Source organism: Mycobacterium sp. NGS49 (assembly GCF_059812565.1).
In genome coordinates this window covers 1-25,061 of the sequence record NZ_JCALCX010000039.1, presented here as the reverse complement: position 1 = coordinate 25,061, position 25,061 = coordinate 1, and the positions used below count along the sequence as shown (strand labels likewise).

Annotated in this window: 23 protein-coding genes and 1 pseudogene; 8 read left to right on the top strand and 16 right to left on the bottom strand. The window is 66.7% G+C overall.

Translation table 11 applies throughout. From position 1 onward, the window contains the following. Positions 1–6: 6 nt before the first annotated feature. Positions 7–513, bottom strand: a complete 507-nt coding sequence (locus tag AC5Y7D_RS27140) for a polyadenylate-specific 3'-exoribonuclease AS (protein WP_499928944.1) — start codon at positions 511–513, stop codon at positions 7–9. Between the two features lie 104 nt (positions 514–617). After that, positions 618–1,529: a hypothetical protein gene (locus tag AC5Y7D_RS27135; RefSeq protein WP_499928977.1), complete on the bottom strand. Its 912-nt coding sequence runs from the start codon at positions 1,527–1,529 to the stop codon at positions 618–620. A 60-nt stretch (positions 1,530–1,589) separates the two neighbouring features. On the opposite strand from AC5Y7D_RS27135, the gene AC5Y7D_RS27130 reads away from it, so the two are divergent. Then, complete coding sequence (locus AC5Y7D_RS27130) at positions 1,590–2,867, top strand: glycosyltransferase 87 family protein (protein WP_499928942.1); 1,278 nt, start codon at positions 1,590–1,592, stop codon at positions 2,865–2,867. A gap of 9 nt (positions 2,868–2,876) precedes the next feature. Here the strand turns inward: AC5Y7D_RS27130 and AC5Y7D_RS27125 are convergent, their stop codons facing one another. The 5 genes from AC5Y7D_RS27125 to AC5Y7D_RS27105 form a co-directional block, all read right to left on the bottom strand. Next, on the bottom strand, positions 2,877–3,602 hold the full coding sequence (locus AC5Y7D_RS27125; RefSeq protein WP_499928940.1) for a lysophospholipid acyltransferase family protein: 726 nt from the start codon (positions 3,600–3,602) through the stop codon (positions 2,877–2,879). A gap of 93 nt (positions 3,603–3,695) precedes the next feature. Continuing rightward, positions 3,696–4,088, bottom strand: a complete 393-nt coding sequence (locus AC5Y7D_RS27120) for a hypothetical protein (protein WP_499928939.1) — start codon at positions 4,086–4,088, stop codon at positions 3,696–3,698. Then, entirely contained in the window at positions 4,085–5,347 is a 1,263-nt protein-coding gene (locus AC5Y7D_RS27115; protein ID WP_499928975.1) for an ArsA family ATPase, read from the bottom strand. The genes AC5Y7D_RS27120 and AC5Y7D_RS27115 overlap by 4 nt, the downstream gene beginning before the upstream one ends. Beyond that, positions 5,344–5,778, bottom strand: coding sequence for an SRPBCC family protein (locus AC5Y7D_RS27110; RefSeq protein WP_499928937.1), 435 nt, complete (start codon positions 5,776–5,778; stop codon positions 5,344–5,346). Before AC5Y7D_RS27110 ends, AC5Y7D_RS27115 begins: the two co-directional genes overlap by 4 nt. Positions 5,779–5,931: 153 nt before the next feature. After that, positions 5,932–6,321, bottom strand: coding sequence for a polyketide cyclase / dehydrase and lipid transport (locus AC5Y7D_RS27105; RefSeq protein ID WP_499928935.1), 390 nt, complete (start codon positions 6,319–6,321; stop codon positions 5,932–5,934). Positions 6,322–6,453: 132 nt separating this feature from the next. Between AC5Y7D_RS27105 and AC5Y7D_RS27100 the strand changes: the two genes are divergently transcribed. Continuing rightward, the gene (locus AC5Y7D_RS27100) at positions 6,454–8,256 is read left to right on the top strand and encodes an AMP-dependent synthetase/ligase (protein ID WP_499928933.1); all 1,803 of its coding nucleotides are present in this window, start codon (positions 6,454–6,456) and stop codon (positions 8,254–8,256) included. Here the strand turns inward: AC5Y7D_RS27100 and pimB are convergent. The 4 genes from pimB to AC5Y7D_RS27080 form a co-directional block, all read right to left on the bottom strand. Further along, positions 8,241–9,395 (bottom strand): GDP-mannose-dependent alpha-(1-6)-phosphatidylinositol monomannoside mannosyltransferase, encoded by a 1,155-nt coding sequence (gene pimB, locus AC5Y7D_RS27095; protein ID WP_499928931.1) that lies wholly within the window; start codon positions 9,393–9,395, stop codon positions 8,241–8,243. The genes AC5Y7D_RS27100 and pimB overlap by 16 nt on opposite strands. Positions 9,396–9,517: 122 nt before the next feature. Next, complete coding sequence (locus AC5Y7D_RS27090) at positions 9,518–10,348, bottom strand: gluzincin family metallopeptidase (protein WP_499928973.1); 831 nt, start codon at positions 10,346–10,348, stop codon at positions 9,518–9,520. Positions 10,349–10,380: 32 nt separating this feature from the next. Beyond that, positions 10,381–11,538, bottom strand: coding sequence for a peptidoglycan hydrolase RipC (gene ripC / locus AC5Y7D_RS27085; protein WP_499928929.1), 1,158 nt, complete (start codon positions 11,536–11,538; stop codon positions 10,381–10,383). Between the two features lie 173 nt (positions 11,539–11,711). Next, positions 11,712–11,975: a hypothetical protein gene (locus AC5Y7D_RS27080; RefSeq protein ID WP_499928927.1), complete on the bottom strand. Its 264-nt coding sequence runs from the start codon at positions 11,973–11,975 to the stop codon at positions 11,712–11,714. Between the two features lie 159 nt (positions 11,976–12,134). Between AC5Y7D_RS27080 and AC5Y7D_RS27075 the strand changes: the two are divergent. After that, a pseudogene (locus AC5Y7D_RS27075) lies at positions 12,135–13,955 on the top strand (DEDD exonuclease domain-containing protein); the annotation flags it as partial. Here AC5Y7D_RS27075 and trpD read toward each other — a convergent pair. Further along, positions 13,893–14,978, bottom strand: coding sequence for an anthranilate phosphoribosyltransferase (gene trpD, locus AC5Y7D_RS27070; protein WP_499928971.1), 1,086 nt, complete (start codon positions 14,976–14,978; stop codon positions 13,893–13,895). The pseudogene AC5Y7D_RS27075 and the gene trpD sit on opposite strands and share 63 nt — an antisense overlap. A gap of 78 nt (positions 14,979–15,056) precedes the next feature. Between trpD and ctaE the strand changes: the two genes are divergently transcribed. Genes ctaE through qcrB form a run of 4 tightly spaced genes read left to right on the top strand, consistent with a single transcriptional unit; the run spans position 15,057 to position 19,465 of the window. After that, positions 15,057–15,668 (top strand): aa3-type cytochrome oxidase subunit III, encoded by a 612-nt coding sequence (gene ctaE, locus AC5Y7D_RS27065; protein WP_499928925.1) that lies wholly within the window; start codon positions 15,057–15,059, stop codon positions 15,666–15,668. A gap of 52 nt (positions 15,669–15,720) precedes the next feature. Beyond that, complete coding sequence (gene qcrC / locus AC5Y7D_RS27060; protein WP_499928924.1) at positions 15,721–16,563, top strand: cytochrome bc1 complex diheme cytochrome c subunit; 843 nt, start codon at positions 15,721–15,723, stop codon at positions 16,561–16,563. Then, positions 16,560–17,789 carry a cytochrome bc1 complex Rieske iron-sulfur subunit gene (gene qcrA, locus AC5Y7D_RS27055; protein WP_499928922.1) on the top strand — a complete coding sequence of 410 codons (1,230 nt, stop codon included), beginning with the start codon at positions 16,560–16,562 and terminating at the stop codon, positions 17,787–17,789. The genes qcrC and qcrA overlap by 4 nt, the downstream gene beginning before the upstream one ends. Further along, positions 17,786–19,465 (top strand): cytochrome bc1 complex cytochrome b subunit, encoded by a 1,680-nt coding sequence (gene qcrB, locus AC5Y7D_RS27050; RefSeq protein WP_499928920.1) that lies wholly within the window; start codon positions 17,786–17,788, stop codon positions 19,463–19,465. The genes qcrA and qcrB overlap by 4 nt, the downstream gene beginning before the upstream one ends. Before the next feature lie 137 nt (positions 19,466–19,602). Here the strand turns inward: qcrB and AC5Y7D_RS27045 are convergent, their stop codons facing one another. From AC5Y7D_RS27045 to ctaC, 4 genes are all read right to left on the bottom strand, one after another. Further along, the gene (locus AC5Y7D_RS27045) at positions 19,603–20,247 is read right to left on the bottom strand and encodes a DUF2561 family protein (protein ID WP_499928918.1); all 645 of its coding nucleotides are present in this window, start codon (positions 20,245–20,247) and stop codon (positions 19,603–19,605) included. Beyond that, a complete protein-coding gene (locus AC5Y7D_RS27040) occupies positions 20,247–21,176 on the bottom strand; it encodes an MmpS family transport accessory protein (protein WP_499928916.1) in 930 nt (309 codons plus the stop codon). Before AC5Y7D_RS27040 ends, AC5Y7D_RS27045 begins: the two co-directional genes overlap by 1 nt. Positions 21,177–21,351: 175 nt before the next feature. Continuing rightward, a complete protein-coding gene (locus tag AC5Y7D_RS27035) occupies positions 21,352–21,771 on the bottom strand; it encodes a cytochrome c oxidase subunit 4 (protein ID WP_499928914.1) in 420 nt (139 codons plus the stop codon). 8 nt (positions 21,772–21,779) lie between these two features. After that, entirely contained in the window at positions 21,780–22,847 is a 1,068-nt protein-coding gene (gene ctaC / locus AC5Y7D_RS27030) for an aa3-type cytochrome oxidase subunit II (protein WP_499928912.1), read from the bottom strand. Positions 22,848–23,069: 222 nt separating this feature from the next. Between ctaC and asnB the strand changes: the two genes are divergently transcribed. Then, positions 23,070–25,046 (top strand): asparagine synthase (glutamine-hydrolyzing), encoded by a 1,977-nt coding sequence (asnB, locus tag AC5Y7D_RS27025; RefSeq protein WP_499928910.1) that lies wholly within the window; start codon positions 23,070–23,072, stop codon positions 25,044–25,046. Positions 25,047–25,061: the final 15 nt, after the last annotated feature.

Sequence of the window (25,061 nt, the reverse complement as noted above, 5' to 3'; positions counted from 1 at the left end):
GGCTGATCAGGGCGAACGGTGTCGACCCGCATCGTCGGCACCGGTGATTATCTGGAAGCGGCGCAACTGATCGCGGGCGTCGACCAGCGCGTCGTGCGCGTCGGAAGAACGGGCCGGCAACCGCGGGGATCCCCGTTCCTCCCACAACTGGCGCAGCTCGCGGGTGAATCGAGGGATCGCCCTGGGCAGATTGGGCATCGTCCCCCACAGCTGACACAGGACCACATGGTCGTAGGCCCCCAGCCAGGCCCACAGCTCGATGGGCTCCGGGCCGTTCACATCCAGGAACTGTTCCAGGTCGGCGCGGATGCGCCGGCGTGAGCGCCACAGCTGGGAGGACGGCGACGGCAGTTTCGGCAGCACATGGGCCCGCACCCAGTTGCCGGCCCGCGCCGGATCGAACTCGGTGGACACGGCGTAGTACTCCCGGCCGTCTTCGGCGACCACCCCGATCGAGATCAGCTCGATGGTGCGGCCGTCCTCGATGAATTCGGTGTCGTAGAAGTACCGCACTGGCGCAGCTTAGTTCGCCCTTCCTCGGCGAGCAGTCGCAAAGTCGCACGATCCGCGCCGCCACAGTGCGATTCTGTGTCTGCTCGCGGTTGGGAGGTGGGGCGTCAGCCGCCGATCAGGATCGGGCCGGTGGCGTCCGGCGGCGGCGCCGGGTGCACCTCGAGATCCAGTTGCGCATCGACGATCCGCTCATCGGGCAGTCGCGGAGTTCCCGCGATCGCGCCCTGCAACCACAGCTTGGCCTGCACCACCGGACGCCGCCAGCGGCGTTCACGCTGCAGCGCGCGCCGCATCTTCGCCGGCCGGGCGGTGTAACGCCACCGCGCCCACGGAGCGTGCGGGCGGGACAGCCGAATCGCACCGATGATCAGCAGCACCACGATGAACATGCCGAGCAATCCGGTCCACACCTTGCCCTTGAGCAGCACGATCACCGCCAACGGCAGGGTGAACACCAGCGCAGCGATCAGCGTGCTCTGCAGCACCACCCAGTCGCCGCCGTACCGGATGGGCAACACGAACATCAGTGGGTGCAAGCCCAGCATCAACAGTCCCGCCACCGCGATCGCGGCGAACACCGCGTCTACCGAGCTGCGGCCGTCTTCTTCCCAGTAGACGTCGGACAGATGCAGGATCAGCGCGTACTCGTCGAGCACAAGTGCCGCACCGACACCGAAAAGCACTGCCGCCAACGTCAGTTGCGGTTGCTCCCCGTTGACCGCCAGCGTCACCAGGGTGAGCCCGGACAGCATCACCAGCACCACCCCGACCGCGACGTGGTGAATGTGCACCGTCCCGATGTGAAGGTTGCGCGGTTGCCACCACCGCGCCGGCCGCTCCCGGTCGGCGCGATGGCGGATGAAGCGCACGCAGGAGCGCGTGACGAAGAACGTGAGGATGAAGGCGACCAGACAACACAACAGCGGGAGCCGGCCGCGGTCGATGATGTCGTGCTGCAACCAACGGTGCACTTGGAAAAAACTACGCCGGACCGGCCCGCCAAGCCGGGAAGGCAGGCTGCGCGGGCAAGACCAAGGCGAAATAACCATTAGGCTGTCTCCTGAAAATGAGAAGACATGAGTAAATGGCGGTCGCCCGAGGCGGGCAGTCGATTCGGGCGGGTTTCGCTATGGTGCCTGCTCTGGCTGCTTGCCGCATTGGCGCTGACCTACACCTGCTGGCAGCTGTTCGGCCACATCCCCTATCGCATCGACATCGACGTGTACCAGATGGGCGGCCAGGCCTGGCTGGACGGCCGCCCGCTGTACAGCGGCAACGTGATGTTCCACACACCCATCGTGGATCTCCCGTTCACCTATCCCCCGCTGGCCGCCATCGTGTTCAGCCCATTCGCCTGGATGGGAATGCCCGTCGCCAGTGTCGCCATCACCGCGCTGACGTTGGCGGTTCTGCTGGTGTCGACCACGATCGTGCTGAGCCGCCTCGACGTGTGGGCCGAATCGACGCTGCTGCCCGGCCCGGCGTGGTTGCGACGCGCCTGGTTGGCCGTGGTCATCGTCGCGCCGGCGTCGATCTGGTTGGAACCCATCGATTCGAACTTCGCCTTCGGCCAGATCAATGCGGTGTTGATGACGTTGGTCATCGCCGACTGCTTCCCCCGTCGCACGCCCTGGCCGCGTGGTCTGTTGCTGGGGCTGGGTATTGCGCTCAAGCTCACTCCCGCGGTGTTCCTGCTGTACTTCCTGCTGCGCAGGGACAAACGTGCCGCCCTGACCTCGCTGGCGAGCTTCGTGGGCGCGACGCTGCTGGGCTTCGCGCTGGCCTGGCGTGATTCCTGCGAGTACTGGACCAACACGCTGCCCCACACCGACCGCATCGGTGAGGCGGCGCTGAACACCGACCAGAACATCGCCGGAGCGCTGGCGCGGCTAGGGCTCGATCAACATGAGCGCTTCCCGTTGTGGGTGCTGGCCTGCCTGCTGGTGCTGGCCGCCACCATCTGGGCGATGCGCCGCGTGCTGAAGGCCGGTGAACCGACCCTGGCGATCATCTGCGTGGCACTGTTCGGGCTGGTGGTATCACCGGTCTCCTGGTCGCACCATTGGGTGTGGATGTTGCCCGCGGTGTTGGTGACGGGAGTGCTGGCCTGGCGTCGCCGCAACGCCGCACTGGGCGTGGTCACCCTCGCCGGCCTGGCGCTGATGCATTGGTCACCGATAGATCTGCTACCCAAGCATCACGAGACAACCGCGGCCGGGTGGCGCCAACTGCTGGGCATGTCCTACGTCTGGTGGGCGCTGGCCGTCATCGTGGTGGCCGGCGCGACCGTCACCGCGGCGATCGCACCGACACGCTCGACAACGCGCGAACGCACGCCGGTGGTGGCGGCTTAGCCGATTCGGCTAACCGGCAGCCGTCTCCGGAATCCGCGCGGCATGACCGTCGCCGATTTCGGCGCCGCCTTCCTTGACGGTGGCCGCGTAGATGTCGACGTACTCCTGGCCGGAAAGGCCCATCAGCTCGTACATCACCTCGTCGATGACGGCGCGCTCGATGAAGTGGTTGCCGGCCAGACCGTCGAACCGGGAGAAGTCCATCGGCTTGCCGAAGCGGACCCTGACGCGGCCGAATCGCAACATTTTCTTACCGGGCGGGTTGACGACGTTCGTGCCGATCATCGCCACCGGAATCACCGGCACCCCGCTCTGCAGGGCCAGCCGCGCCAGCCCCGTCTTGCCCTTGTACAGCCGACCGTCCGGCGAGCGGGTGCCCTCGGGGTACATGCCCAGCAGCCGGCCCTGACTCAGCAGTCGCTGCGCGGCATCCAATGCGCCCTGCGCGGAATCGGCGTTGGTGCGGTCGATGGGCACCTGACCCGAGACGGTGTAGAACCAGCGGTTGATCCAGCCCTTGACGCCCGTTCCGGTGAAGTATTCCGCCTTGGCCAGGAACCAGATTCGCCTGCGCACCACCAGGGGAAGATAGAAGCTGTCCGCCACGGCGAGGTGATTGCTGGCCAGGATCGCCGGGCCCGAACTCGGGATGTTTTCCAGCCCTTCGACTTTCGGGCGCCCCAGCAATGTGAACAGCGGACCCATGAAGACGTACTTAAACAGGTAGTACCACATGGCTCCCTCTCGGCCGCACCGGATGGTGTCTGCGCCAACTGTACCCATCCCCGATGGCTCGGACCACCTCGCCGATGCGGGCCCAGCGCCGGCTCACTCCTGCACGATGACCGGAATGGCCTGGTAACCGGTCTTTGTGGCGCCGTTCCCGGTCGGGCTCGGATCGGTGATCAGGCCGTCGGCAGGGGCCTCGTCCGGGGCCGGGGGCGGCACCCCGTCGGCTGTCGGTCCCAAGTCGTCGACGATGGACTGGATCACCTCCAGCAACGCGACGCTGTGATTGGCGATGACCGTCAACAGCGGATGCTGTTCACCGTTGACCGCCGCGGCCAACGCGCAGACGGGACACCAGACTTGCTGGCACTTGCCGGTCCCGGCGTTCAGTGCCATGGTGGCCGCGGCGCGCACGGCAGGGTCGATTCCGTCCACGATGGCCTGCGCCAGTCGGCGCAACTCGGGACCGACATCGGTATGACCCTTACTCACTTTGGCCATACCTCCGGATCTGGTCGAAATCGAACGGTCAGCTCACCGCCGCGCAGTTTTGCGTCCAGCACGGTACACCGGCGCAACACCGAGGCCAACCGGATACGGCGCCGTACCCCGCCGGCGCTGATGATCAGGTCGTCGTCGGAGCGGCCCAGTGCCAGCGATCCGGCATCCAGCTGAGGCAACGACAGCCGCAGTCGATACACCGACTCCAGACCCAACCCTGATTCGAGGTCGACGACGGGGTGCAGCGGTCCGGGCGGGGGGGCACCGCGGCGGCGGCGGGCGCTGTCGAGCAGTCCCCCCAGCGCCTTGGGGCCGATCGGCTCCCCCGCCTGATGCGGAACCAGCACCAGCGCAACGTCACCGATGGTGGCGTCCAGCTCTTCGAGGACGGCGCGTTGCTCGGCGATGCGCTCGGCATACCAGTAGAACGCGGGATGATCGGGCAGGCTGCGGTACTCGTAGGTTTCGTCGCGGACCAGCACCTGATTGACCAGCAGCTCCTCGACCCGCACTCCCATCAGAGCAAGCGACCCGAGGGTGCGGGCCGCTTCGGCGGCCACCACCCGCTCGGGCGTAAGTACCAGGTGCGCGCTGACCAGGTCGCCGTCGGCCAGGAGCGAGCTGAGCCGTTCGACACCGGCGCTGGTGCGTTCCAGCAGTTGCACGACCGCGGCCGAGCGTGGATCGTCGGCGCCGATGCTGAGCCGCCGGTGCCGCGGCCACGCGCGTTCGACGTAGAGCCCGAACGTCGACGGCAGGGTCAGCATCCGCAACGCGTCCGCCGTCGAGGCACAGTCGACCACGATGCGGTCCCAACGGCCCGACATGGCCAGCTCACCGACAGCGTGCAAGCCGAGGACTTCCTGAATACCGGGCAGCGCCGAAAGTTCCTCGGGGGCTATGCGATTGAGTTCCGACTCGGGAAACCGCGCATCCAGTGCGTCGACCACGTCGCGCCACCGGGCCTCGAGCAGGGCCAGGGTGTCCAGGGCCAGAGCGTCGAGAAAGCCGCCGCCGGCCTCGGCGTCGTCGGCGTGTACCCGGACGGGTTCGCCGCACCCGGTCGGCGGGACCGGGATGCCCAGCACGTCACCCAGGGAGTGGGCCTGGTCGGTCGAGACCACCAGCACGCGCCGTCCACCGCTGGCGTCGCAGACCGCGGTCGCAGACGCCAGGGTGGATTTCCCTACCCCGCCCTTGCCGACGAAAAGACTGATCCGGGCCGGGGTAGGCGCGTCGGAATCACTCAGCCCTCGACTCGTTTCTTCAGATCCTTCAGTGCACCGTCGATCAGTCGGCGTTCGGCCTTGCGCTTGAGCATGCCGATCATCGGGACGGCGAGGTCTACCGCCAGCTCGTAGGTGACGTCGGTGCCAGAACCCTTGGGCGCCAGAATGTAGGTCCCCTCCAGGGACTTGAGCAAGGAACTCGACTCCAGCGTCCAACTCAGCGACTGACGGTCGGCCGGCCACTCATAGTTCATGATCAGGGTGTCTTTGAAGATGCCCGCGTCCATCAACATCCGCGCCTTTTTCGGGTAGCCGTCGTCGGTGGCCTCAAGGACTTCGACTTCCTTGTACTCGTTGATCCACTCCGGGTAGGACTCGATGTCGGCGATCGCCTTCATTACCTCAGCCGGATCTGCGTCGATGTAGATCGTCTGGTTCGTCTTGTCCGCCACTTGGCTGCTTCCCTTTCCCGGTCAACCCCGGTCACTTGCGGGAGTGCCCCAATTCTCCCGGCAGAAACGGTACTCTTCCTCGTCAATCTCGAAGTCAATCTCGAAGTCAATCTCGAAGTCGATCTCGAAGTCGATCTCGAAGGCTTGACCCGGTTAAACTACCGGAGAACTCCCGACGGGTCGTGCGTGTTCCAGGGTCGTTTTCACCTCGAACGCCATATTCTTGCCCGCTACCCGGCGGCGGTGCGTCATCTTGGCCAGGTTCAGTTTGGCCAGCTCAGCTGCCGAGACGCCGGTCGGCTCCGCGTGCAGGAAGTAGTGGAGGATCACCCCGTCCATCGACGGCTCCAGCCAGATTTCCATGGTGCCCGTCAGGGGGCCGCTGACCGCCCACCGGATCCCCTTCTCGCCGCGCTCCTCGGTGACCTGCAGGCGCAGGTCCGGCCACCATCGGCGCCATTTCGACCGGTCGGCAATCACGGCCCCCACCAGTGCGCCCGCGGCGGCGACGTACGTTTCGTCGGCGATCTGGATGCTGTTCATCGCCTCAGCTTCACATATCCGACGCCACGGGACCGGTGCAGCCCGCGGTGCAGCGCGAATGCCCCCGATAGGCTGGACAACAGCAAGCCGACCGGCAATCGGAGCCACCCTAGGGCCAAGCGAGGTAGCAGAGTGCGTTCATACAGTGTCCCCGCCCGCTTCTCCGTCTACGATCACGACAACGTCGCCGCGGTGGTGTACGAGCACGAGCGCAACGATCCCGACTACGTCATCTACCGGCGCCGGATCGACGGCACCTGGACAGACGTCACCTGCGCCGAGGCAGCTAACCAGATCCGTTCCGCCGCGCTCGGTTTGATCTCACTCGGGGTGCAGGCCGGCGACCGGGTCTCGATCTTCTCCGCCACTTGCTACGAGTGGGCGATCCTGGATCTGGCCATCCTGTCGGTGGGTGCGGTGACCGTCCCGATCTACGAAACGTCGTCGGCCGAACAGGTGCGCTGGGTGCTGCAGGACTCCGAAGCGGTGCTGGTGTTCGCTGAAACCGATGCGCACGCCGCCATCGTCACCGAACTCACCGGCGACCTGCCCGCCCTGCGCCGGGTGCTGCACATCGACGGTTCCGGGCCCAAGGCGCTCGACCAGTTGATGGAGGCAGGTGAGTCAATCGAGGCAGCGGAACTGACGGCGCGACAAGAGGCGCTGGGTGCCGACCATCCGGCGACGCTCATCTACACCTCGGGCACCACGGGCCGACCGAAAGGCTGCCAGCTCACCCATTCGAACCTTCTGCATGAGATCCGTGGCACCAAGGAGTGCCTGCCGACGCTGTTAGGGGAAGGTCAACGGCTGCTGGTGTTCCTGCCACTGGCCCATGTGCTCGCCCGGGCACTGACCCTTTCGGCATTCACCAGCAAAGTGACCGTCGGGTTCACCAGCGATATCAAGAACCTCTTGCCGCTGCTGGCAGAGTTCAAACCGACTGTGGTGGTTTCAGTTCCGCGGGTATTCGAGAAGGTGTACAACACCGCCGAGCAGAACGCCGCCAACGACGGCAAAGGACCGATCTTCAAAATGGCCGCGCAGACCGCGGTCGATTGGAGCCGCGCACAAGACGACGGAAAGCCCGGATTGGCGCTGCGCGCCAAGCACGCGGTGTTCGACCGGCTGGTCTACCAGAAGCTGCGTGCGGCGCTGGGCGGCGTGTGCCGTGCCGCCGTCTCCGGGGGTGCGCCGCTGGGCGCCCGGCTCGGGCACTTCTACCGCGGCGTCGGAGTGACCATCTACGAGGGCTACGGCCTTACCGAAACCAGCGCGGCGATCACCGTCAACCAGATCAACGGCCTCAAGATCGGGACGGTCGGCAAACTGGTGCCGGGCAACAGCCTGCGAATCGCCGAGGACAAGGAGCTGCTGGTGCGCGGCGGGGTGGTGTTCAGCGGCTACTGGCGCAACGAGCAGGCCACCAAGGACGCGTTCACCGACGGCTGGTTCCGCACCGGCGACCTCGGCAGTGTCGACGAAGACGGTTTCGTGAGCATCACCGGGCGTAAGAAGGAACTGATCGTCACCGCGGGCGGCAAGAACGTGGCACCGGCGGTGCTGGAAGACCAACTGCGCGCCCATTCCTTGATCAGCCAAGCGATGGTCGTCGGGGATGCCAAGCCGTTCATCGGCGCGCTGATCACCATCGACCCGGAAGCGTTCGAGGGCTGGAAGCAGCATCACCACAAGGCTGAGACAGCGACCGTGGCCGAACTGGCGACCGACCCGGATCTGTTCGGCGAGATCGAGGCCGCGGTCAAGCAGGCTAATGAGCAGGTGTCCCACGCCGAGTCGATCCGTAAGTTCCGTATCTTGCCCGTCGACTTCACCGAAGTCACCGGCGAGCTGACGCCGACGATGAAGGTCAAACGCAACGTGGTGGCCGAAAAGTTCGCCGACGACATCGAGGCGATCTACGCCAAGGACTGACTGCGCAGCAGTTCTTCCAGCCGGGCGGCCAGGACGTCCCAGCGCCACTGCGTTCGCACCCAGTCCCGGCCGGCGGCGCCCATCGCGGCCGCGCGGTCGCGGTCGGTCAGTAGGCCGGTGACCGCCTCGCTGATTTCCTCCACCGAGTTGCCGTCGATCACCAGCCCGGTTTTGTTGTGCTGCACCGCTTCCGGAGCTCCGCCGGAATCGCCTGCCACCACCGGGACGCCCGTCGCCGATGCTTCCAGGAAGACGATGCCGAGGCCCTCGACGTCCATGCCGGCGCCGCGGGTGCGGCAAGGCATCGCGAACACGTCGGCCATGGCGTGGTGAGCGGGCAGCTCGTCACCGGGAACACCGCCGGTGAAGATGACGTGGTCTTCGACTTCGCAGTCACTGGTCAGTTTCCGCAAGGTCTCCAGGTAGGGGCCGCCGCCGACGATGACCAGCGCTGCGCCCTCGACGTGCCGGCGAATCGACGGCAGCGCCCTGATCAGCATGTCCTGCCCTTTTCGAGGCACCAGCCGCGACAGACACACCACCGTGGGTCGGTCGCCCAGCCGGTAGCGTTGCCGCAGCTCGGCGCGGGCGGCGGGGTCTGGCCGGAACCGATCGCTGTCCACACCCGGCGGGAGGTATTCCAACGCGGCGTTGGGCCCGAACGAGGGTGCGAACCTCGATCGGGTGTAGCGGCTGACGAAGGTCACGACGTCGGTGTGGTCACCGATGCTTCGTAGTACCGATCGTGCGACCGGCAGCATCGACCAGCCCACTTCGTGGCCGTGTGTGCTGGCCAGCACCCGGCTGGCGCCGGCCTGCCGGGCGCGTGGGGCCAGCAGGGCCAGTGGGGCGGCCGCGCCGAACCAGACGGTGTCGATGTCATGCTCTGCGATCAGGGCGCGCATCCGGGTGTCGACGGTGGGGACGGGCAGCATCAGCGTGGTGGGATGGCGCACTACGCGATAGCCCGCCCCATCCGCCGCTTTGTCGAAGGCTTCGGCACCTTTCCACTTGGGCGCGTATACCGTCACGTCGTGCGACTTGGAGTCGGCCAGCCTGCTGACGAACTCCCCCAGGTAGGACTGGATGCCTCCGCGGCGGGGGGGAAAGTCGTTGGTTACCAGCAGGACCCGGCTCACCCCGTGAGGTTAGCGGGCGACGACGCGCGCCGCGTGAGCGGCGCGACGAGGAGCCCGCAAACTGGCCGGCGCCGCGGGGTGTCGCTGTGCAACTGTGCACGCTCGCGGCCGGCGGCCGCTGATCAGGCGCGCCCGGTCAGCCAGTGCTGCCAGCGCGGCAGCAGGCCGGGAACGTCGATACCGAGGACCCTCCTGATGGCGCTGTCCACATCAACGCGTCCGATTCCACAGGCGGCCACGTAGAGCTCGCGCAGCGTGGCGGGTCCGTAAGTGTCGGCGACGAACCTGGTGAACCACCACGCGCGGTCGTAGGCCAGTGAGCGCTGCGGCCCGGGAGTGTCGAGGTCGTTGTCCGACGGCAGGCGTAGCGCCGCGGACACCGCATCGGCTGGTAGCGCCGCCTGCGGCCGGGCAACGTAGTCGGCCACCCCTTCGGTGAGCCACCGGGGCGCGTCGGGCTCGGTGTCGACTCGGGCCGCATAGTGAAAAAGCTCGTGGGCCAGCACGATTCGTAGCGACCCCGCACTCATGTGAGCCGCTCCCGGAGCCAGCACGATGCGCGCGCCGGCCATCGTGCGGGTCAGCGGATCGACGTGCTCGGCCACCGTCACCGCCGCGATATCCGCCCATTGCGAGGCGGGGCCGCCCCCGGCGGCTCCTTGAAACTCCTCGTCCGAACCGGTGGCCATTACCGCGATCTCGTGCGTCCAATCGGGCCCCCAGAAGCGGACGACGGCATCGACGGCGTTGCCGATGTCGGCCGCGACGCGCGAAAGCAGTTGGTCGGTCTCCGAGCCACCCAGGCTTTCCATTCGGACAACACGGTCACCGACCAGCGACATCGTCGTGGTCGGGCCCGAGCGCGCGACCACCGGCTGCGACGCTGCGAGCCGATCGTGGCTGGGAAGCCCGACCCCGGCGATGAGTTCAGTGGCGAATACATACGCCAGCAGCAGCCGGAGCCGATGCCGCCTGGGTGGAAACGTCAGTAGCGGCGGGCATCGTAGATGGGACCGGACGAGTCCATCGGGACCACCCGGACCGGCTGGCCGAAGGTGGAGGAATGGACCATCATCCCGTCGCCGATATAGATGCCGGTGTGCGAAGCGTCGGAGTAGAAGGTCAGCACGTCACCGGGCTGTAGGTCGCTGAGAGAAACCGGCTGACCGCCATGTGCCAACGCTTGGCTGGAATGCGGCAGTGAGATGCCGGCCTGTTGGAACGCCCACATCACCAGCCCGGAGCAGTCGAATCCACCGGGGGCCGCACCGCCCCACACGTAAGGACTTCCGATCTGGGTCAAGGCAGCTTGCACGACCACCGCACGGTCGCCGCCACCGCCGCCCGTGAAGGGCACATTCGAGGCCCCTCCCGGCATGGGTGCCTCACCCGGTGGGGCACCCTCCGGCGGCACCGGCGCGCCCGGCGGCAATGCATCGGGCGCCGGCGCTCCCGGACCGTCGGGAACGCGGTCGGGAACCGGTCCAGGATTGGCCAGAGCGGTGCGCTGTTGCGGCGTCAACGCTTGGTACTGGGACTTGACGACGGCGATCTGCACCTGAAGTTGACTCTGTTTGTGCTGCAGGTTTGCCCGCACGGCCGCGGCCTGCTCGGCGGCGGCCTTGGCGTCGGCGGCCGACCTGGCGGACGCCTGCTCAGCCTTCACGGCCTCCTGGCCGGCTGCCTTGAAGCTGGCCATCTGCGAGGACATTTGACTTGCCATTACCCGCTGCACCGCCAGCCCGTCGATCAGCAACTGCGGGGACCCGGCGGTCAGGATCGCGTCCAGCCCGTCGGTGCGCCCACCCATGTAGGTCGCGGCGGCCACCTTGTTGACGGCGGTCTGGAAGGTGGCCAGACGGGCCCTGGCGGCTTCCAGTTTGGCCTGGTCTTCACCCAGCTTCCGCTCGGCTGCCTGCTGGGCGGCGAGCTTCTCGTTCAAGTCGAGTTGAGCGCTGTGCATCGCCTCGGTGGTCTGCTCGGCCTGCCGGGACAGCTCGTTTAGCTTCGCCAACGCGTCATCGGCGGGGTCCGCCAGCACGCTGGCGGCGGTTATGGCCGAGAACACGATGAAGCTCGCTAACGAACCGATGGCGGACCGCTTGATTGCACGCGCGATCGAATGCCTACAGTCGAGCCTCAAGATTTGCTTCCTTAAACTGCCATCGACGGAAATACGCCGGCTGGTTTAGGTCTCAAACAGGTTACGAAACGATATCGACGTTTGTCCAAAGGGGGGAGTTAAGAAATTAGGAAGATTTATGTCATTTCTCTGTGAGCCAGGTTCCTTGCCGCGGTCGACCCTACACGACCCCACTAAGCCACTCCCTTAGGCGACACATCACGGTTGCGCCGAACCGGAACCAGACGCAACCGCGGAGCCAGCCCCGCTTCGGCCAGCGTCTCCAACGCGACTTGTTCTTCGTACGAAAGGGTTTCAGGCACACCGAGCAGAACGCTCACCACGCACTCGCGACAGCCCGGACCGCGCACCGCACAATCGTCGCAGTCGATGACCACCGGCTCCCCCGGCCTGGCCGCCGCGCCACCGGTCCCGTCGGATCCGCTGCTGTATGCCATCTGGGTCGGTCCTCTCCATCGCGCTGTTCGGTCACCGAGTCGGCTTGTTCGGCACGCTAATCCCACCCACCGACATCTATTGACCGCCGACCGGCGGGCCCACCGGAACCCCGGCGTGGGAACCGGTCGGTGTCGGTGCGCCTGCCTAGCCTCACCGTCATGGGTGCTACCGGTGGAACTCAACTCAGCTTCGCCGGCTTGGACCGCTGGGGCGCCCCGGATGAGCTGCCGCTGCGCGAGACCACCTTCGTGGTGGTCGACCTGGAGACCACGGGTGGACGCGCCAAGGCCCGCGAGGCCGCCACTGCGGATGCGATCACCGAGATAGGCGCGGTCAAGGTGCGCGGCGGTGCGGTCCTCGGTGAATTCGCCACCCTGGTCGACCCGCAGCGCAGCATCCCGCCCCAGATCGTGCGGCTGACCGGGATCACCACCGCGATGGTGTGTGACGCTCCGACGATCGACGCCGTGTTACCGATGTTCTTCGAGTTCGCCGGAGACTCGGTACTGGTGGCCCACAACGCCGGCTTTGACATCGGGTTCTTGCGCGCCGCGGCCGAACGGTGTCACATCAGCTGGCCGCGACCCCGTGTGTTGTGCACCGTCCGGCTGGCGCGCCGGGTGCTGAGCCGCGAAGAAGCGCCCAGTGTGCGGTTGGCCGAGCTCGCACGGATCTTCGCCGTGGCCACTCAGCCCACCCACCGCGCCCTCGACGACGCCCGCGCCACCGTCGACGTACTGCATGCACTCATCGAGAGAGTCGGCAATCAGGGCATCCACACCTACACCGACCTGCGCTCGTACCTGCCGGACGTCACCCCGGCGCAGCGCCGCAAACGGGTGCTGGCCGACGGTCTGCCGCACCGGCCGGGCGTATATCTGTTTCGCGGCCCGTCCGGGGAGGTGCTTTACATCGGCACGGCCGTCGACCTGCGGCGCCGGGTGAGCCAATACTTCAACGGCACCGACCCGCGCGGCCGGATGAAGGAGATGGTCGTCCTGGCCGGCGCCGTCGACCATGTGGAATGCGCGCACGCGCTGGAAGCGGGCGTTCGGGAGCTGCGGCTACTGGCCGCGCACGCCCCGCCGTACAACCGCCGCTCGAAGTTCCCCCACCGCTGGTGGTGGGTCGTGCTCACCGATGAACCGTTCCCCCGGTTCTCGGTGGTCCGCAACCCACGGCACGAGCACGCCATCGGCCCTTTCCGCTCTCGCACCGACGCAGCCGACACCGCGGCACTGCTTGCCCGCTTCACCGGCGTGCGGACGTGCACCAAGCGGCTGGGACGTGCTGCGCTGCATGGCCCGGCCTGTCCCGACGTCGAGCTGTCGCCCTGTCCCGCCGCCCGCGGCGTGCCGGCCGAGCTGTACACCGAGGCGACGCGACGCGCTACGGCCCTGATCGCGGGGACGGACAACTCTGCACTGACCGCGGCCGTCGCCCAGGTCACGGCGCTGGCCGAGCGCCGTCACTACGAGAGCGCGGCCCGGCTGCGCGACCACGTCGCCACCGCCGTCGAGGCGTTGTGGCGCGGGCAGCGGCTGCGGGCCCTCGCCACGCTCCCCGAGCTGATCGCCGCGGCACCCGACGCGGACGGCGGCTACCAGTTTGCGGTTGTCCGTTACGGCCAACTCGCCGCAGCGGGTGGCGCTGGGCGCGGCGTTCCGCCGATGCCGGTGGTGGACGCGATCCAGGCCGGCGCGCAGGCGGTCCTGCCGTCCTCAGCCCCGCTGGGCGGTGCGCTGGTCGAGGAGACCGCGCTGATCGCGCGCTGGCTGGCTGCCCCCGGGGTGCGCATCGTGCGGGTGACCGGCCCGCAGGGCTGGGCCTCGCCGCTCGGCGCGGCGGGCACCTGGGCAGCCTGGGCGGCGGCGGCCCGTTCGGCCCGGCTGGCCGGTCGCCAGGCGGAGGCGCAGTCAGACCTGCTGGCTGAACCGCACCCATCGCGCGAGCAGGTGTTCGGCCGCACCGCTGTCGATCGCGGCGCGGGCCTTGGTCAACCCGTCCTCCCAGGCCGGCAACCATTCAGCGCGGCTGGATAGCCCCGCATGCGCAACCAGTGCGCCGGCGGCGTTGAGCACCACGGCGTCACGCACCGGCCCTCGGACTCCGGCCAGCACCGCACGCACCTCGGCGGCATTGGCCGCTGCGTCCCCACCGCGCAGCTCGTCGAGCTCGGCCCGCGCGAAGCCAAACCCCGCGGGATCGAACTTGAGCTTGTCCACCGTGCCGGCCTGCACCCGCCAGATCGTGCTCGTGGTGGTCGTGGTGAGCTCGTCGAGACCGTCATCGCCATGCACCACCAGCACGCTGGAGCGGCGTGCGGCAAAGACGCCGGCCATCACCTCGGCCAGGTCGGCGAAGGCGCAGCCGATCAAGCCGGCCCGCGGTCTGGCGGGATTGGTAAGTGGCCCAAGAAGATTGAACACCGTCGGCACCCCGATCTCGCGGCGCACCGCGGACGCATGTCGGTACGACGGATGGAATTGCGGCGCGAAGCAAAACCCGATGCCCACCTCGGCAACGCTGCGCGCGACCTGTTCGGGACCCAGATCGATGCGCACTCCCAGCGCCTCGAGCGTGTCGGCGCCACCCGACAACGAGGACGCCGCCCGGTTGCCATGCTTGACCACCGGCACACCGGTAGCCGCCACCACGATCGACGCCATGGTGGACAGGTTGACCGTGTTGACGCCGTCCCCACCGGTGCCGACGACGTCGACGGCGTCATCCGGCATCCCGTCGATCGGCATGGGAAGGGCATGGTCGAGCATCACGCCGGCCAGTTCGCTGACTTCCTCGGACGTCGGGCCCTTCATCTTCATCGCCACCGCAAAGGCCGCGATCTGGGCCGGCTGCGCCGTGCCGGCCATGATCTGGTCCATCGCCCAGGCGGCCTGGCCGCGCAGCAGGTTCTGCCGATCCGTCAGTCGCCCCAGCACCCGCGGCCACGACGGCGCGGTGGACGAACGAGCCTCGGACGACGCAGCCACGCCGCCGATGGTCCCATCCGACACGAAATCTCGGAAATTTCTGACCCGGGTAGTCTTCGACAACTACAAAGCGTCATACTTGCGGATGTGACGAGTGCTGTAGGGACCTCGGGTACTGCGATTACGTCGCGAGTGCATTCGCTGAACCGGCCCAATATGGTCAGTGTTGGCACCATAGTGTGGCTATCCAGCGAGCTCATGTTCTTTGCTGGCCTGTTCGCGTTCTACTTCACGGCGCGAGCGCAGGCCGGCGGGAACTGGCCACCGCCGCCGACCGAACTGAATCTGTATCAGGCCGTGCCGGTGACGCTGGTGCTGATCGCGTCGTCGTTCACCTGCCAGATGGGCGTGTTCGCGGCCGAGCGTGGCGACGTTTTCGGGCTGCGCCGCTGGTATGTGATCACGTTCCTGATGGGGTTCTTCTTCATCCTCGGGCAGGCCTACGAGTACGTACACCTCGTTCAACACGGCACCACCATCCCCGGCAGCGCCTATGGCAGCGTGTTCTATCTGGCCACCGGCTTTCACGGCCTGCACGTCACCGGCGGTCTGATCGCGTTCATTTTCCTGCTGGTGCGCACCACTATGAGCAAGTTCACCCCGGCACAGGCAACCGCCAGCATCGTTGTCTCGTATTACTGGCACTTCGTCGACATCGTGTGGATCGCGTTGTTCGCCGTGATCTATTTCATCCGTTAGAGCCGCCGCCCCGCATGAGGCCCCGTTACCAGGAAATGACAGGAGTGCTCAGTTGAAGAGACTGGGGTTCACCCGATCCGGTGGCAGCAAGAGTGGTCGCTCCCGACGGCGTCTGCGCCGCCGGCTGTCCGGCGGACTGTTGCTGCTGATCGCCCTGACCATCGCCGGTGGTCTGGCGGCCGTGCTCACGCCGACACCGCAGGTCGCGGTCGCCGACGAATCGGGCTCGGCACTGCTGCGCACCGGCAAGCAACTGTTCGACACCTCGTGCGTGTCGTGCCACGGAGCCAACCTGCAGGGTGTGCCCGATCACGGGCCCAGCCTGATCGGCGTCGGTGAGGCGGCCGTCTACTTCCAGGTGTCGACGGGCCGGATGCCCGCCATGCGCGGTGAGGCGCAGGCACCGCGCAAGGAACCGATCTTCGACGAGGCCCAGATCGACGCGATCGGCGCCTACGTGCAGGCCAGCGGCGGTGGCCCCACCGTCGTGCGCAACCCCGACGGCAGCCTCGCCATGCAATCGCTGCGCGGCAGCGACCTGGGCCGCGGCGGCGACCTGTTCCGGCTGAACTGCGCCTCCTGCCACAACTTCACCGGCAAGGGCGGCGCGCTGTCGTCCGGTAAGTACGCACCCGACCTCGGCGAGGCCAACGAGCAGCAGATCCTCACCGCGATGCTGACCGGCCCACAGAACATGCCGAAGTTCTCCGACCGTCAGCTGTCCTTCGAATCGAAGAAGGACATCATCGCCTATGTGCGGACCGCCGCCGAGGAACGCTCCCCTGGTGGCTATGGACTGGGTGGATTCGGACCCGCGCCGGAGGGCATGGCCATGTGGATCATCGGCATGGTCTCGGCCATCGGGCTGGCACTGTGGATTGGGGCGCGATCATGAGCGACGGTTCGGACGTGACGAGAGCCGCTGACAAGGCCAGCTCCGACACCGACACCGACACCCACATGGGCGCCCGCGAACCGGACGACGCGGCACTGGCTGCCATGTCCCGCGAGGAGCTTCTGGAACTGGGCGGCAATATCGACGGCGTCCAGATCGTCTACAAGGAGCCGCGCTGGCCCGTCGAGGGCACCAAAGCCGAGAAGCGCGCCGAGCGCGGGGTCGCCCTATGGCTTTTGCTGGGCGGGCTCTTCGGACTCGCTCTGCTGCTGGTCTTCCTGTTCTGGCCGTGGGAGTACAAGCCGACCGGCAGCTCGGGCAACCTGTTGTACTCGCTGGCCACCCCGCTGTACGGCTTCACCTTCGGGATGTCCATCCTGTCGATCGCCATCGGCGCGGTGCTGTTGCAGAAACGCTTTATCCCCGAAGAGATCACGATTCAGGACCGCCACGACGGCGCCTCTCGGGAGATCGACCGCAAGACGGTGGTGGCCAACCTGGCCGACGCATACGAGGGTTCGACGGTCGGTCGCCGCAAGCTGATCGGCGCATCCCTGGGAATAGGCCTGGGCGCATTCGGGCTGGGCACCCTGGTGGCGTTTGCCGGTGGCCTCATCAAGAACCCGTGGAAACCGGTTGTCCCCACCGCCGAGGGCATGAAGGCTGAGCTGTGGACATCGGGTTGGACGCCGCGCTACAAGGGCGAAACGATCTATCTGGCGCGTGCCACCGGGGCCCATGACGGACCTCCGTACATCAAGATGCGCCCCGAAGACTTGGACGCCGGCGGCATGGAGACGGTCTTCCCATGGCGGGAGTCGGACGGCGACGGCACCACGGTGGAATCGCACGAGAAGTTGTCGGCGATCTCGCTGGGTGTCCGCAATCCGGTCATGCTCATCCGGATCAAGCCCGGCGACGTGGACCGCGTGGTCAAGCGTCAGGGCCAGGAGAGCTTCAACTTCGGCGAGTTCTTCGCCTACACCAAGGTATGCTCGCACTTGGGTTGTCCCGCATCGCTTTATGAGCAACAGTCCTACCGAATCTTGTGCCCATGTCACCAGTCGCAGTTCGACGCGCTGCACTTCGCCAAGCCGATCTTCGGCCCGGCGGCCCGTGCGCTGGCGCAGCTGCCCATCACAATCGACTCCGACGGGTATTTCGTCGCCAACGGTGACTTCATCGAACCCGTGGGACCGGCATTCTGGGAGCGCACAACAACATGAGTCCGAAATTGAGTCCCCCGAAAATCGGTGACGTCCTGGCCCGCCAGGGCAATGACATCGACTCTCGCTACCACCCGTCCGCGGCGGTGCGTCGCCAGCTCAACAAGGTGTTCCCGACGCACTGGTCGTTCCTGCTGGGTGAGATCGCGCTGTACAGCTTCATCGTGCTGCTGATCACCGGCGTGTACCTGACCTTGTTCTTCGACCCGTCGATGGCGGAGGTCACCTACAACGGCGTGTACCAGCCGCTGCGCGGCGTCGAGATGTCGCGGGCCTACGAAACGGCCCTGAACATCTCCTTCGAGGTCCGGGGTGGTCTGTTCGTCCGTCAGATCCACCACTGGGCGGCGCTGATGTTCTCGGCGTCGATCATGGTGCACATGGCCCGCATCTTCTTCACCGGCGCGTTCCGCCGGCCCCGCGAAGCCAACTGGGTCATCGGCTCGCTGTTGCTGATCCTGTCCATGTTCGAGGGCTACTTCGGCTACTCGCTGCCCGATGACCTGCTGTCAGGTATCGGTCTGCGCGCGGCGCTGTCGTCGATCACGCTGGGCATGCCGGTGATCGGCACCTGGCTGCACTGGGCGCTGTTCGGCGGCGACTTCCCGGGCACCATCCTGATCCCCCGGCTCTACGCCCTGCACATCCTGTTGCTCCCGGGCATCATCCTGGCGCTGATCGGCGCACACATGGCCTTGGTGTGGTTCCAGAAGCACACCCAGTTCCCCGGTCCGGGCCGCACCGAGCACAACGTGGTCGGTGTGCGCGTCATGCCGACCTTCGCGTTCAAGTCGGGCGCCTTCTTCGCCTGCATCGTCGGCGTGCTGGGCCTGATGGGTGGCCTGTTGCAGATCAACCCGATCTGGAACCTGGGCCCCTACAAGCCATCTCAGGTGTCGGCGGGCTCACAGCCGGACTTCTACATGATGTGGACCGAGGGCCTGGCCCGCATCTGGCCGCCATGGGAGTTCTACTTCTGGCACCACACGATCCCGGCCGTCGTCTGGGTCGCGATCATCATGGGTCTGGTCTTCGTCCTGCTGATCGTCTACCCGTTCCTGGAGAAGCGGTTCACCCGCGACTACGCGCACCACAACCTGCTGGTTCGACCGCGGGACGCACCGGTGCGCACCGCGATCGGCGCGATGGCCATCACCTTCTACATGGTGCTGACGCTGTGTGCCATGAACGACATCATCGCGTTCAAGTTCCACATCTCACTGAATGCGACGACGTGGATCGGGCGCATCGGCATGGTGGTCCTGCCGCCGCTGGTGTACTTCATCACCTACCGCTGGGCCGTCGGATTGCAGCGCAGTGACCGTGCGGTGCTCGAGCACGGGGTCGAGACGGGCATCATCAAGCGCTTGCCGCACGGCGCCTACATCGAGCTGCATCAGCCGCTCGGGCCGGTCGACGCCCACGGCCACCCGCTTCCGCTCGCCTACCAGGGTGCGGCCCTGCCCAAGAAGATGAACAAATTGGGCTCAGCCGGCTCACCGGGTAGCGGCAGTTTCCTGTTCGCCGACCCGGCGTCGCAGGACTCGGCACTGCGCGAGGCGAGCCATGCGGCCGAGCACCGGGCGCTCACCGCCCTGCGCGAGCGCCAGGAAGGCTCCAACGGCTCTTCCAACGGCTCCAACGGCTCCAACGGTTCGAGCAACGGGCACAGCTAGAAAGGCAGTACGCAGCAGGCTGGGCGCCGCATAGCGGCGCCCAGCCTTTTTGTAGGCCTTTTCGGTGGCCATTCCGGGGGTCGCTCCCGGCACATTCGTGCCCAGGCGCGGCGTACGAATGGCAAAAACCGGACGAACTAGTGCGCGACCTGGCCCCGGCGCAGCTGCCGCACATAGAGAATCTCGACCACCGGCAGCCCGGCCGCGATCACGCCCGCGAACCCGTAGCTGATCCAGGACGCCCCTTCATGCCCGGCGGCCATCAGATAGGTGGCCACCGCGACGGCGATCAGCGACGTACCGATCACGCTGGTCAGCGCGAGAGCGCCACGCAGCCAGATCCTGTCCACTACCTCTCCGGACCATTCGTCAAGCGCCCCATACGCTTTCACCGGATCGCGACGCGCCTGCTCGACCGGAAGTCGAGACCCCGTGCGCCCGCCCTGCCTGGCGGGCCGGATCGCCCCGCCCTGTAGCGCCCGTGACCGCACCACCGGCTCGGAATGCGTCATCCGGCGGGCCCGCAACAGCACCGGGATGGCGCCGGCGATGATCAGCGCGGAGACAACGATGACCGCATAGAGCACCCAGGTGGTATGCGGAGTCCGCGTCATCTTCTGAAAGCCCCGGCCCAGGTCCGCCAGAGCGACAACGGCCGCGACGCTGACACCGACCAGCACCAGCCAGATGGCGGCGCAGGCCCCCATCATGACGCGGTCGATGATCTGCGGATTGACCACCGGGTCCGGGCCACGGCGATATGCCGAATACCTGCCGACCATCAGCAGCTCGTCTGTGGTGAGTCGTTGGTGTTGGAGGACAACACCGTTCCGTCACTGGTGATGATGGAGCAGTTGAGTCGGCTGACGCGGAAGAGGCTGGACGCCTCCACCGAGCCCACCTCCGATTGGGAGATCGGGGTGACGGTCATCGACCACGGGATGTACACGTTGTGCTGCGTGCGCCGCCGGCCCGACGCATCGACATAGGTCACCGAGATGATGTCGCCCGGCGCCTTGGTCCCGGTTACCGAGTAGGTGACCTGACGAGGCCCGGTCGGCGTCGTGGTCGTCGGCGGCGGTGCCGCCGCGCTTGAGGTGGTCGCCGGCGGGGGCGCGGCGCTAGTCGGCGGCGGTGGCGGTGGTGGCGGAGGGGTCACGGTTACTGTCTGCGTCTCCGTTGCGGTGGGAGTCTCTGTGGGTGGCGGCGGCGGGGGCGGCTCAGAGGAGGGGGGCGGTGGCTCTGACGAGGGTGGCGGCTTGGTGGTGGTGATCTGGTCCTGCGCCGGCGGCGCCGACGAGGTGGTGGTGGCCGGGTTGGCGCGTTGAGTGGTGTTCGTGTGCGTTACCAGCAGTGACACCGCAGCCACCAGCGAAATCGCCGCCAGAATCGCCGCCACGCCAACTACCCACGGCCAGCGCGGCGAACGGTCGTCCTCGGCGTCTATTTCGTCGTAGCTGTCGTAGTCATACAGGGCGAGGTCGCCGGGCAGGTACGGCCCACCGGTGAAGAGCTCGGACTCGGGCGCAGAGTAGGCCCGCGAGTAGGCGTCGGTTTCGGCTGCGGGTTCCACCTCGGCGCCGCCGTCGAGCGGCTCCAGCTCGTCGATGTGATCGAACTCATCACCGGCGCTGGCGAATTCAGGTTCGGAGAGCTCGCTTGCAGGGTCGGGTTCGTCAGGATCCCGTCCCGGCGGATGCGGCCCGCTCATGTCTGCCTACCCTGTCCAACTACCTCACCAGCGCGCGGGGCCCCGCGGCTGCTTCCGTGCACTTGGTGAAAACTCATCGTGCCCCGGAAACCCTACCGAACCGGCCGGGACAGAGGTCCCTTGGCAAACTGCCCACCGGTCAACTGGTGACCAGATTGTGACCTTTCGGATCCAATCAGTGTTTCTCTGGCCCGACGTAATACTCAAAGACCAGCCCGGCCACCGACGAGAGGATGAACACCACTCCCGCCACGATCAGCCACGGGAGCCACAGACCCATACCGACCGCGGTCACCGATCCGGACAGGGCGATCATGATCGGCCACCAGCTGTGCGGGCTGAAGAAGCCCAACTCCCCTGCGCCGTCGCTGATCTCGGCGCCTTCGTAGTCCTCGGGACGGGTGTCGAGGCGACGGGCCACGAACCGGAAGAAAGTGGCCACGATCAGCGCCAAACCGGCCGTCAACGCCAGCGCGGTGGTGCCGGCCCACTCGACCCCACCGGGGGAGAACACGGCGGTCAACACGCCGTAGAGCACCGTCACCACTATGAAGAATGCGGCGATGAACTCGAACAACCGGGCTTCGATGTGCATGAGTTGTCCTAACCTCTTGGGCTCGGGGCCAATTCGCCGCGGCGGGTTTCGAACGGATGTGTGGTGATCGCCAGCGGCGGCTGGTTGATCGCCTGCAGGGCTTCGGCATTGGTCTTGCCGGCAATCCGCTGTTGCAGGTAGGCGACAAAGTCGTTGGGCTCCACCACCCGCACCTCGAAGTTCATCATCGCGTGATAGGTGCCGCACAGCTCGGCGCAGTGCCCGACGAACGCGCCGGTCCTGGTGATCTCCTCGACCTGGAAACGGTTCTCGGAGTGGTTCGCCTCCGGGTTCGGGATCACGTCGCGCTTGAACAGGAATTCCGGCACCCACCAGTCGTGGATCACGTCAGCTGACGCCATCTGAAACTCGATGCGCTTGTGGGCCGGCAGCACCAGGATCGGGATCTCGGTACTGGTACCCAGCACCTCGACCTTGTCGAAGTTCAGATAGGTGCGGTCCTCGGTGTTGAGTCCCTTGACGGGCCCGACGATTTCCTCACCGTGGCGGTCCTTGCCCTCCGGCTTGGAGGTCATCGCCTTCTTCTTGGCCTCGTCGGCACCGTCGTAGTTGAACGTGCCGTCTTTGAACGCGACCCGCTGGTAGCCGAACTTCCAGTTCCACTGGAACGAAGTGATGTCGATTACCACCTCGGGGTCCTTGGCCAGGTGCGTCATCTTTTCTTGCACCACGACCGTGAAATAGAACAACACCGAGATGATCAGGAAGGGCGTGACGGTGAGCACCAACTCCAGCGGCATGTTGTAGCCGAATTGCCGCGGCAGGTCGTCATCGGTCTTCTTCTTCCGGTGGAACGCGCACGCCCAGAAGATGAGCGCCCACACGATGACGCCAACGACCAGCGAGGCGATGACGGCCCCGATCCACAGCTGCCGGTTGAGTTGGCCTTCGTGGGTAATACCCGTCGGCCAGCCGAGCGCCAGCGCATCCTGCCAGGAGCAGCCACTGAGGGTGAGCGCCAGCACGCCCAGGGCCACGGTGAGCGCCAGCGGACGAGAACGGCGGGACAGGCCACGCGCCTTTCCGGAACGGTGCCGAGACCTGCACTGCGACAAGCTCTGCGAACTATCTTGCCCGCGACGTGTCACGTTGACGCCTCCTGTATCGCAAGCTGGGCCGACTGGCCTTTCGCTAACTCGGTCTAACTCCGATGTCGAATACTACGCAGCGTAGACCACACCGCTCCCGCGGGCGACTGCCTGGTCACCGCGACCCGCCGGGTGCGGCATGCACGGCGACATCACAAGGTCGCCGATAGTGCGGCATACTGGGGCGCCGTGTGTGGACTGCTGGCCTTCGTCGCCGCTCCGGCGGCCCCAGAGGGCCCCGACGGAGCCGATGCTGCCGCGGCGTGTGCCGCGCAGGCCGACGGCGCGATAGCCCGCGCATCACACCTGATGCGACACCGCGGGCCAGACGAACCAGGCACCTGGGCCGACCCGGACGCCGACGGTTCGGTGGTATTCGGGTTCAACCGGCTCTGCATCATCGACATCGCGCATTCCCACCAACCCCTGCGCTGGGGGCCGCCGGAGGCACCCGACCGCTACGTGCTGGTGTTCAACGGCGAGATCTACAACTACCTCGAGCTGCGTGAGGAACTGCGCGCCCGGCACGCCGCGGTCTTCGCCACCGACGGCGACGGGGAAGCCATCGTCGCGGGGTTCCACTTCTGGGGCACCGGCGTGCTCAAGCGGTTGCGCGGCATGTTCGCCTTCGCGCTGTGGGACACGGTCACGCGCGAGCTGTTTTGCGCCCGCGACCCGTTCGGCATCAAGCCTCTGTTCATGGCGACCGGGTTTGGCGGCACCGCGCTGGCCAGTGAGAAAAAATGCCTGCTCGACCTCGCCGACCTGGTGGGCTTCGACGGAGCGATCGACGAGCGGGCCGTGCAGCACTACACGGTCCTGCAGTACGTGCCCGAACCCGAAACGCTGCACCGGGGTGTGCGCCGGCTCGAGTCGGGTTGCTACGCCCGGATCCAGCCGGGAGCCGACCCGGTGGTCACCCGCTACTTCTTCCCGAAATTCGCTGCGGTGCCGATCAGGTCAGGCACCGAACAGGCGCGTTACGACGAGATCACCGCGGTGCTGGAGGATTCGGTCGCCAAACACATGCGCGCAGACGTCACCGTCGGGTCGTTTCTGTCCGGCGGCATCGATTCCACGGCAATCGCCGCCCTGGCGATCCGGCACAACCCGCGCCTGATCACATTCACCACCGGTTTCGAGCGTGAAGGCTTCTCCGAACTCGACGTCGCGGTGGCATCCGCGGAGGCGATCGGCGCCCGCCACATCGCCAAGGTGGTCAGCGCTGAGGAGTTCGTGACCGCGCTGCCCGAGATTGTCTGGTACCTCGACGAACCGGTGGCCGACCCGGCGCTGGTCCCGCTCTTCTTCGTCGCCCGCGAGGCACGCAAGCACGTCAAGGTCGTGCTGTCCGGTGAAGGCGCCGACGAACTGTTCGGCGGCTACACGATCTACCGGGAGCCGCTGTCGCTGAAACCGTTCGATTACCTGCCGCGGTCGGTGCGGCGGTCGATGGGACGGGTGTCCAAGCCGCTGCCCGACGGCATGCGCGGCAAGAGCCTGCTGCATCGCGGATCGCTGACGCTCGAGGAGCGCTACTACGGCAATGCCCGCAGTTTCTCCGACGAACAGTTGCGCGGCGTACTGCCGCGATTTCGGGAGGACTGGACGCATACCGACGTGACAGCGTCCATCTACGCCGAATCGGCCGGTTGGGATCCGGTGGCCCGGATGCAACATCTCGACCTGTTCACCTGGCTGCGCGGTGACATCCTGGTCAAGGCCGACAAGATGACCATGGCCAATTCGCTGGAGCTGCGGGTGCCGTTTCTGGATCCCGAGGTGTTCGCGGTGGCTGCACGGCTGCCCTATCAGGCCAAGATCACCCGGACCACTACCAAGTACGCCCTGCGGCGCGCGCTGGAACCCATCGTGCCCGCACACGTGCTGAACCGGCCCAAACTCGGTTTTCCGGTACCCATCCGGCATTGGCTGCGCGCCGGCGAGCTGCAGGAATGGGCGTACGAGATGGTGGGGGCCTCGCAGGCCGGCCACCTGGTGGACCTGGCCGCGGTACGGCAGATGCTCGACGAACACCGGGTGGGCGACAGCGATCACAGCCGGAGGCTGTGGACGATGCTGATCTTCATGCTGTGGCACGCGATTTTTGTCGAGCACAGCGTGGTGCCGCAGATCAGCGAGCCGGTGTACCCGGTCGAGCTGTAGTCGCTGCGCCCCGCC

Coding starts and splice junctions, on each gene's coding strand:
- AC5Y7D_RS27045 (WP_499928918.1), bottom strand. CDS start 20,247: ATGGTCGGCAGGTATTCGGCATATCGCCGTGGCCCGGACCCGGTGGTC.
- AC5Y7D_RS27035 (WP_499928914.1), bottom strand. CDS start 21,771: ATGCACATCGAAGCCCGGTTGTTCGAGTTCATCGCCGCATTCTTCATA.
- AC5Y7D_RS27130 (WP_499928942.1), top strand. CDS start 1,590: ATGAGTAAATGGCGGTCGCCCGAGGCGGGCAGTCGATTCGGGCGGGTT.
- qcrB (WP_499928920.1), top strand. CDS start 17,786: ATGAGTCCGAAATTGAGTCCCCCGAAAATCGGTGACGTCCTGGCCCGC.
- AC5Y7D_RS27125 (WP_499928940.1), bottom strand. CDS start 3,602: ATGTGGTACTACCTGTTTAAGTACGTCTTCATGGGTCCGCTGTTCACA.
- AC5Y7D_RS27080 (WP_499928927.1), bottom strand. CDS start 11,975: ATGGCATACAGCAGCGGATCCGACGGGACCGGTGGCGCGGCGGCCAGG.
- AC5Y7D_RS27040 (WP_499928916.1), bottom strand. CDS start 21,176: ATGAGCGGGCCGCATCCGCCGGGACGGGATCCTGACGAACCCGACCCT.
- qcrA (WP_499928922.1), top strand. CDS start 16,560: ATGAGCGACGGTTCGGACGTGACGAGAGCCGCTGACAAGGCCAGCTCC.
- AC5Y7D_RS27105 (WP_499928935.1), bottom strand. CDS start 6,321: ATGAACAGCATCCAGATCGCCGACGAAACGTACGTCGCCGCCGCGGGC.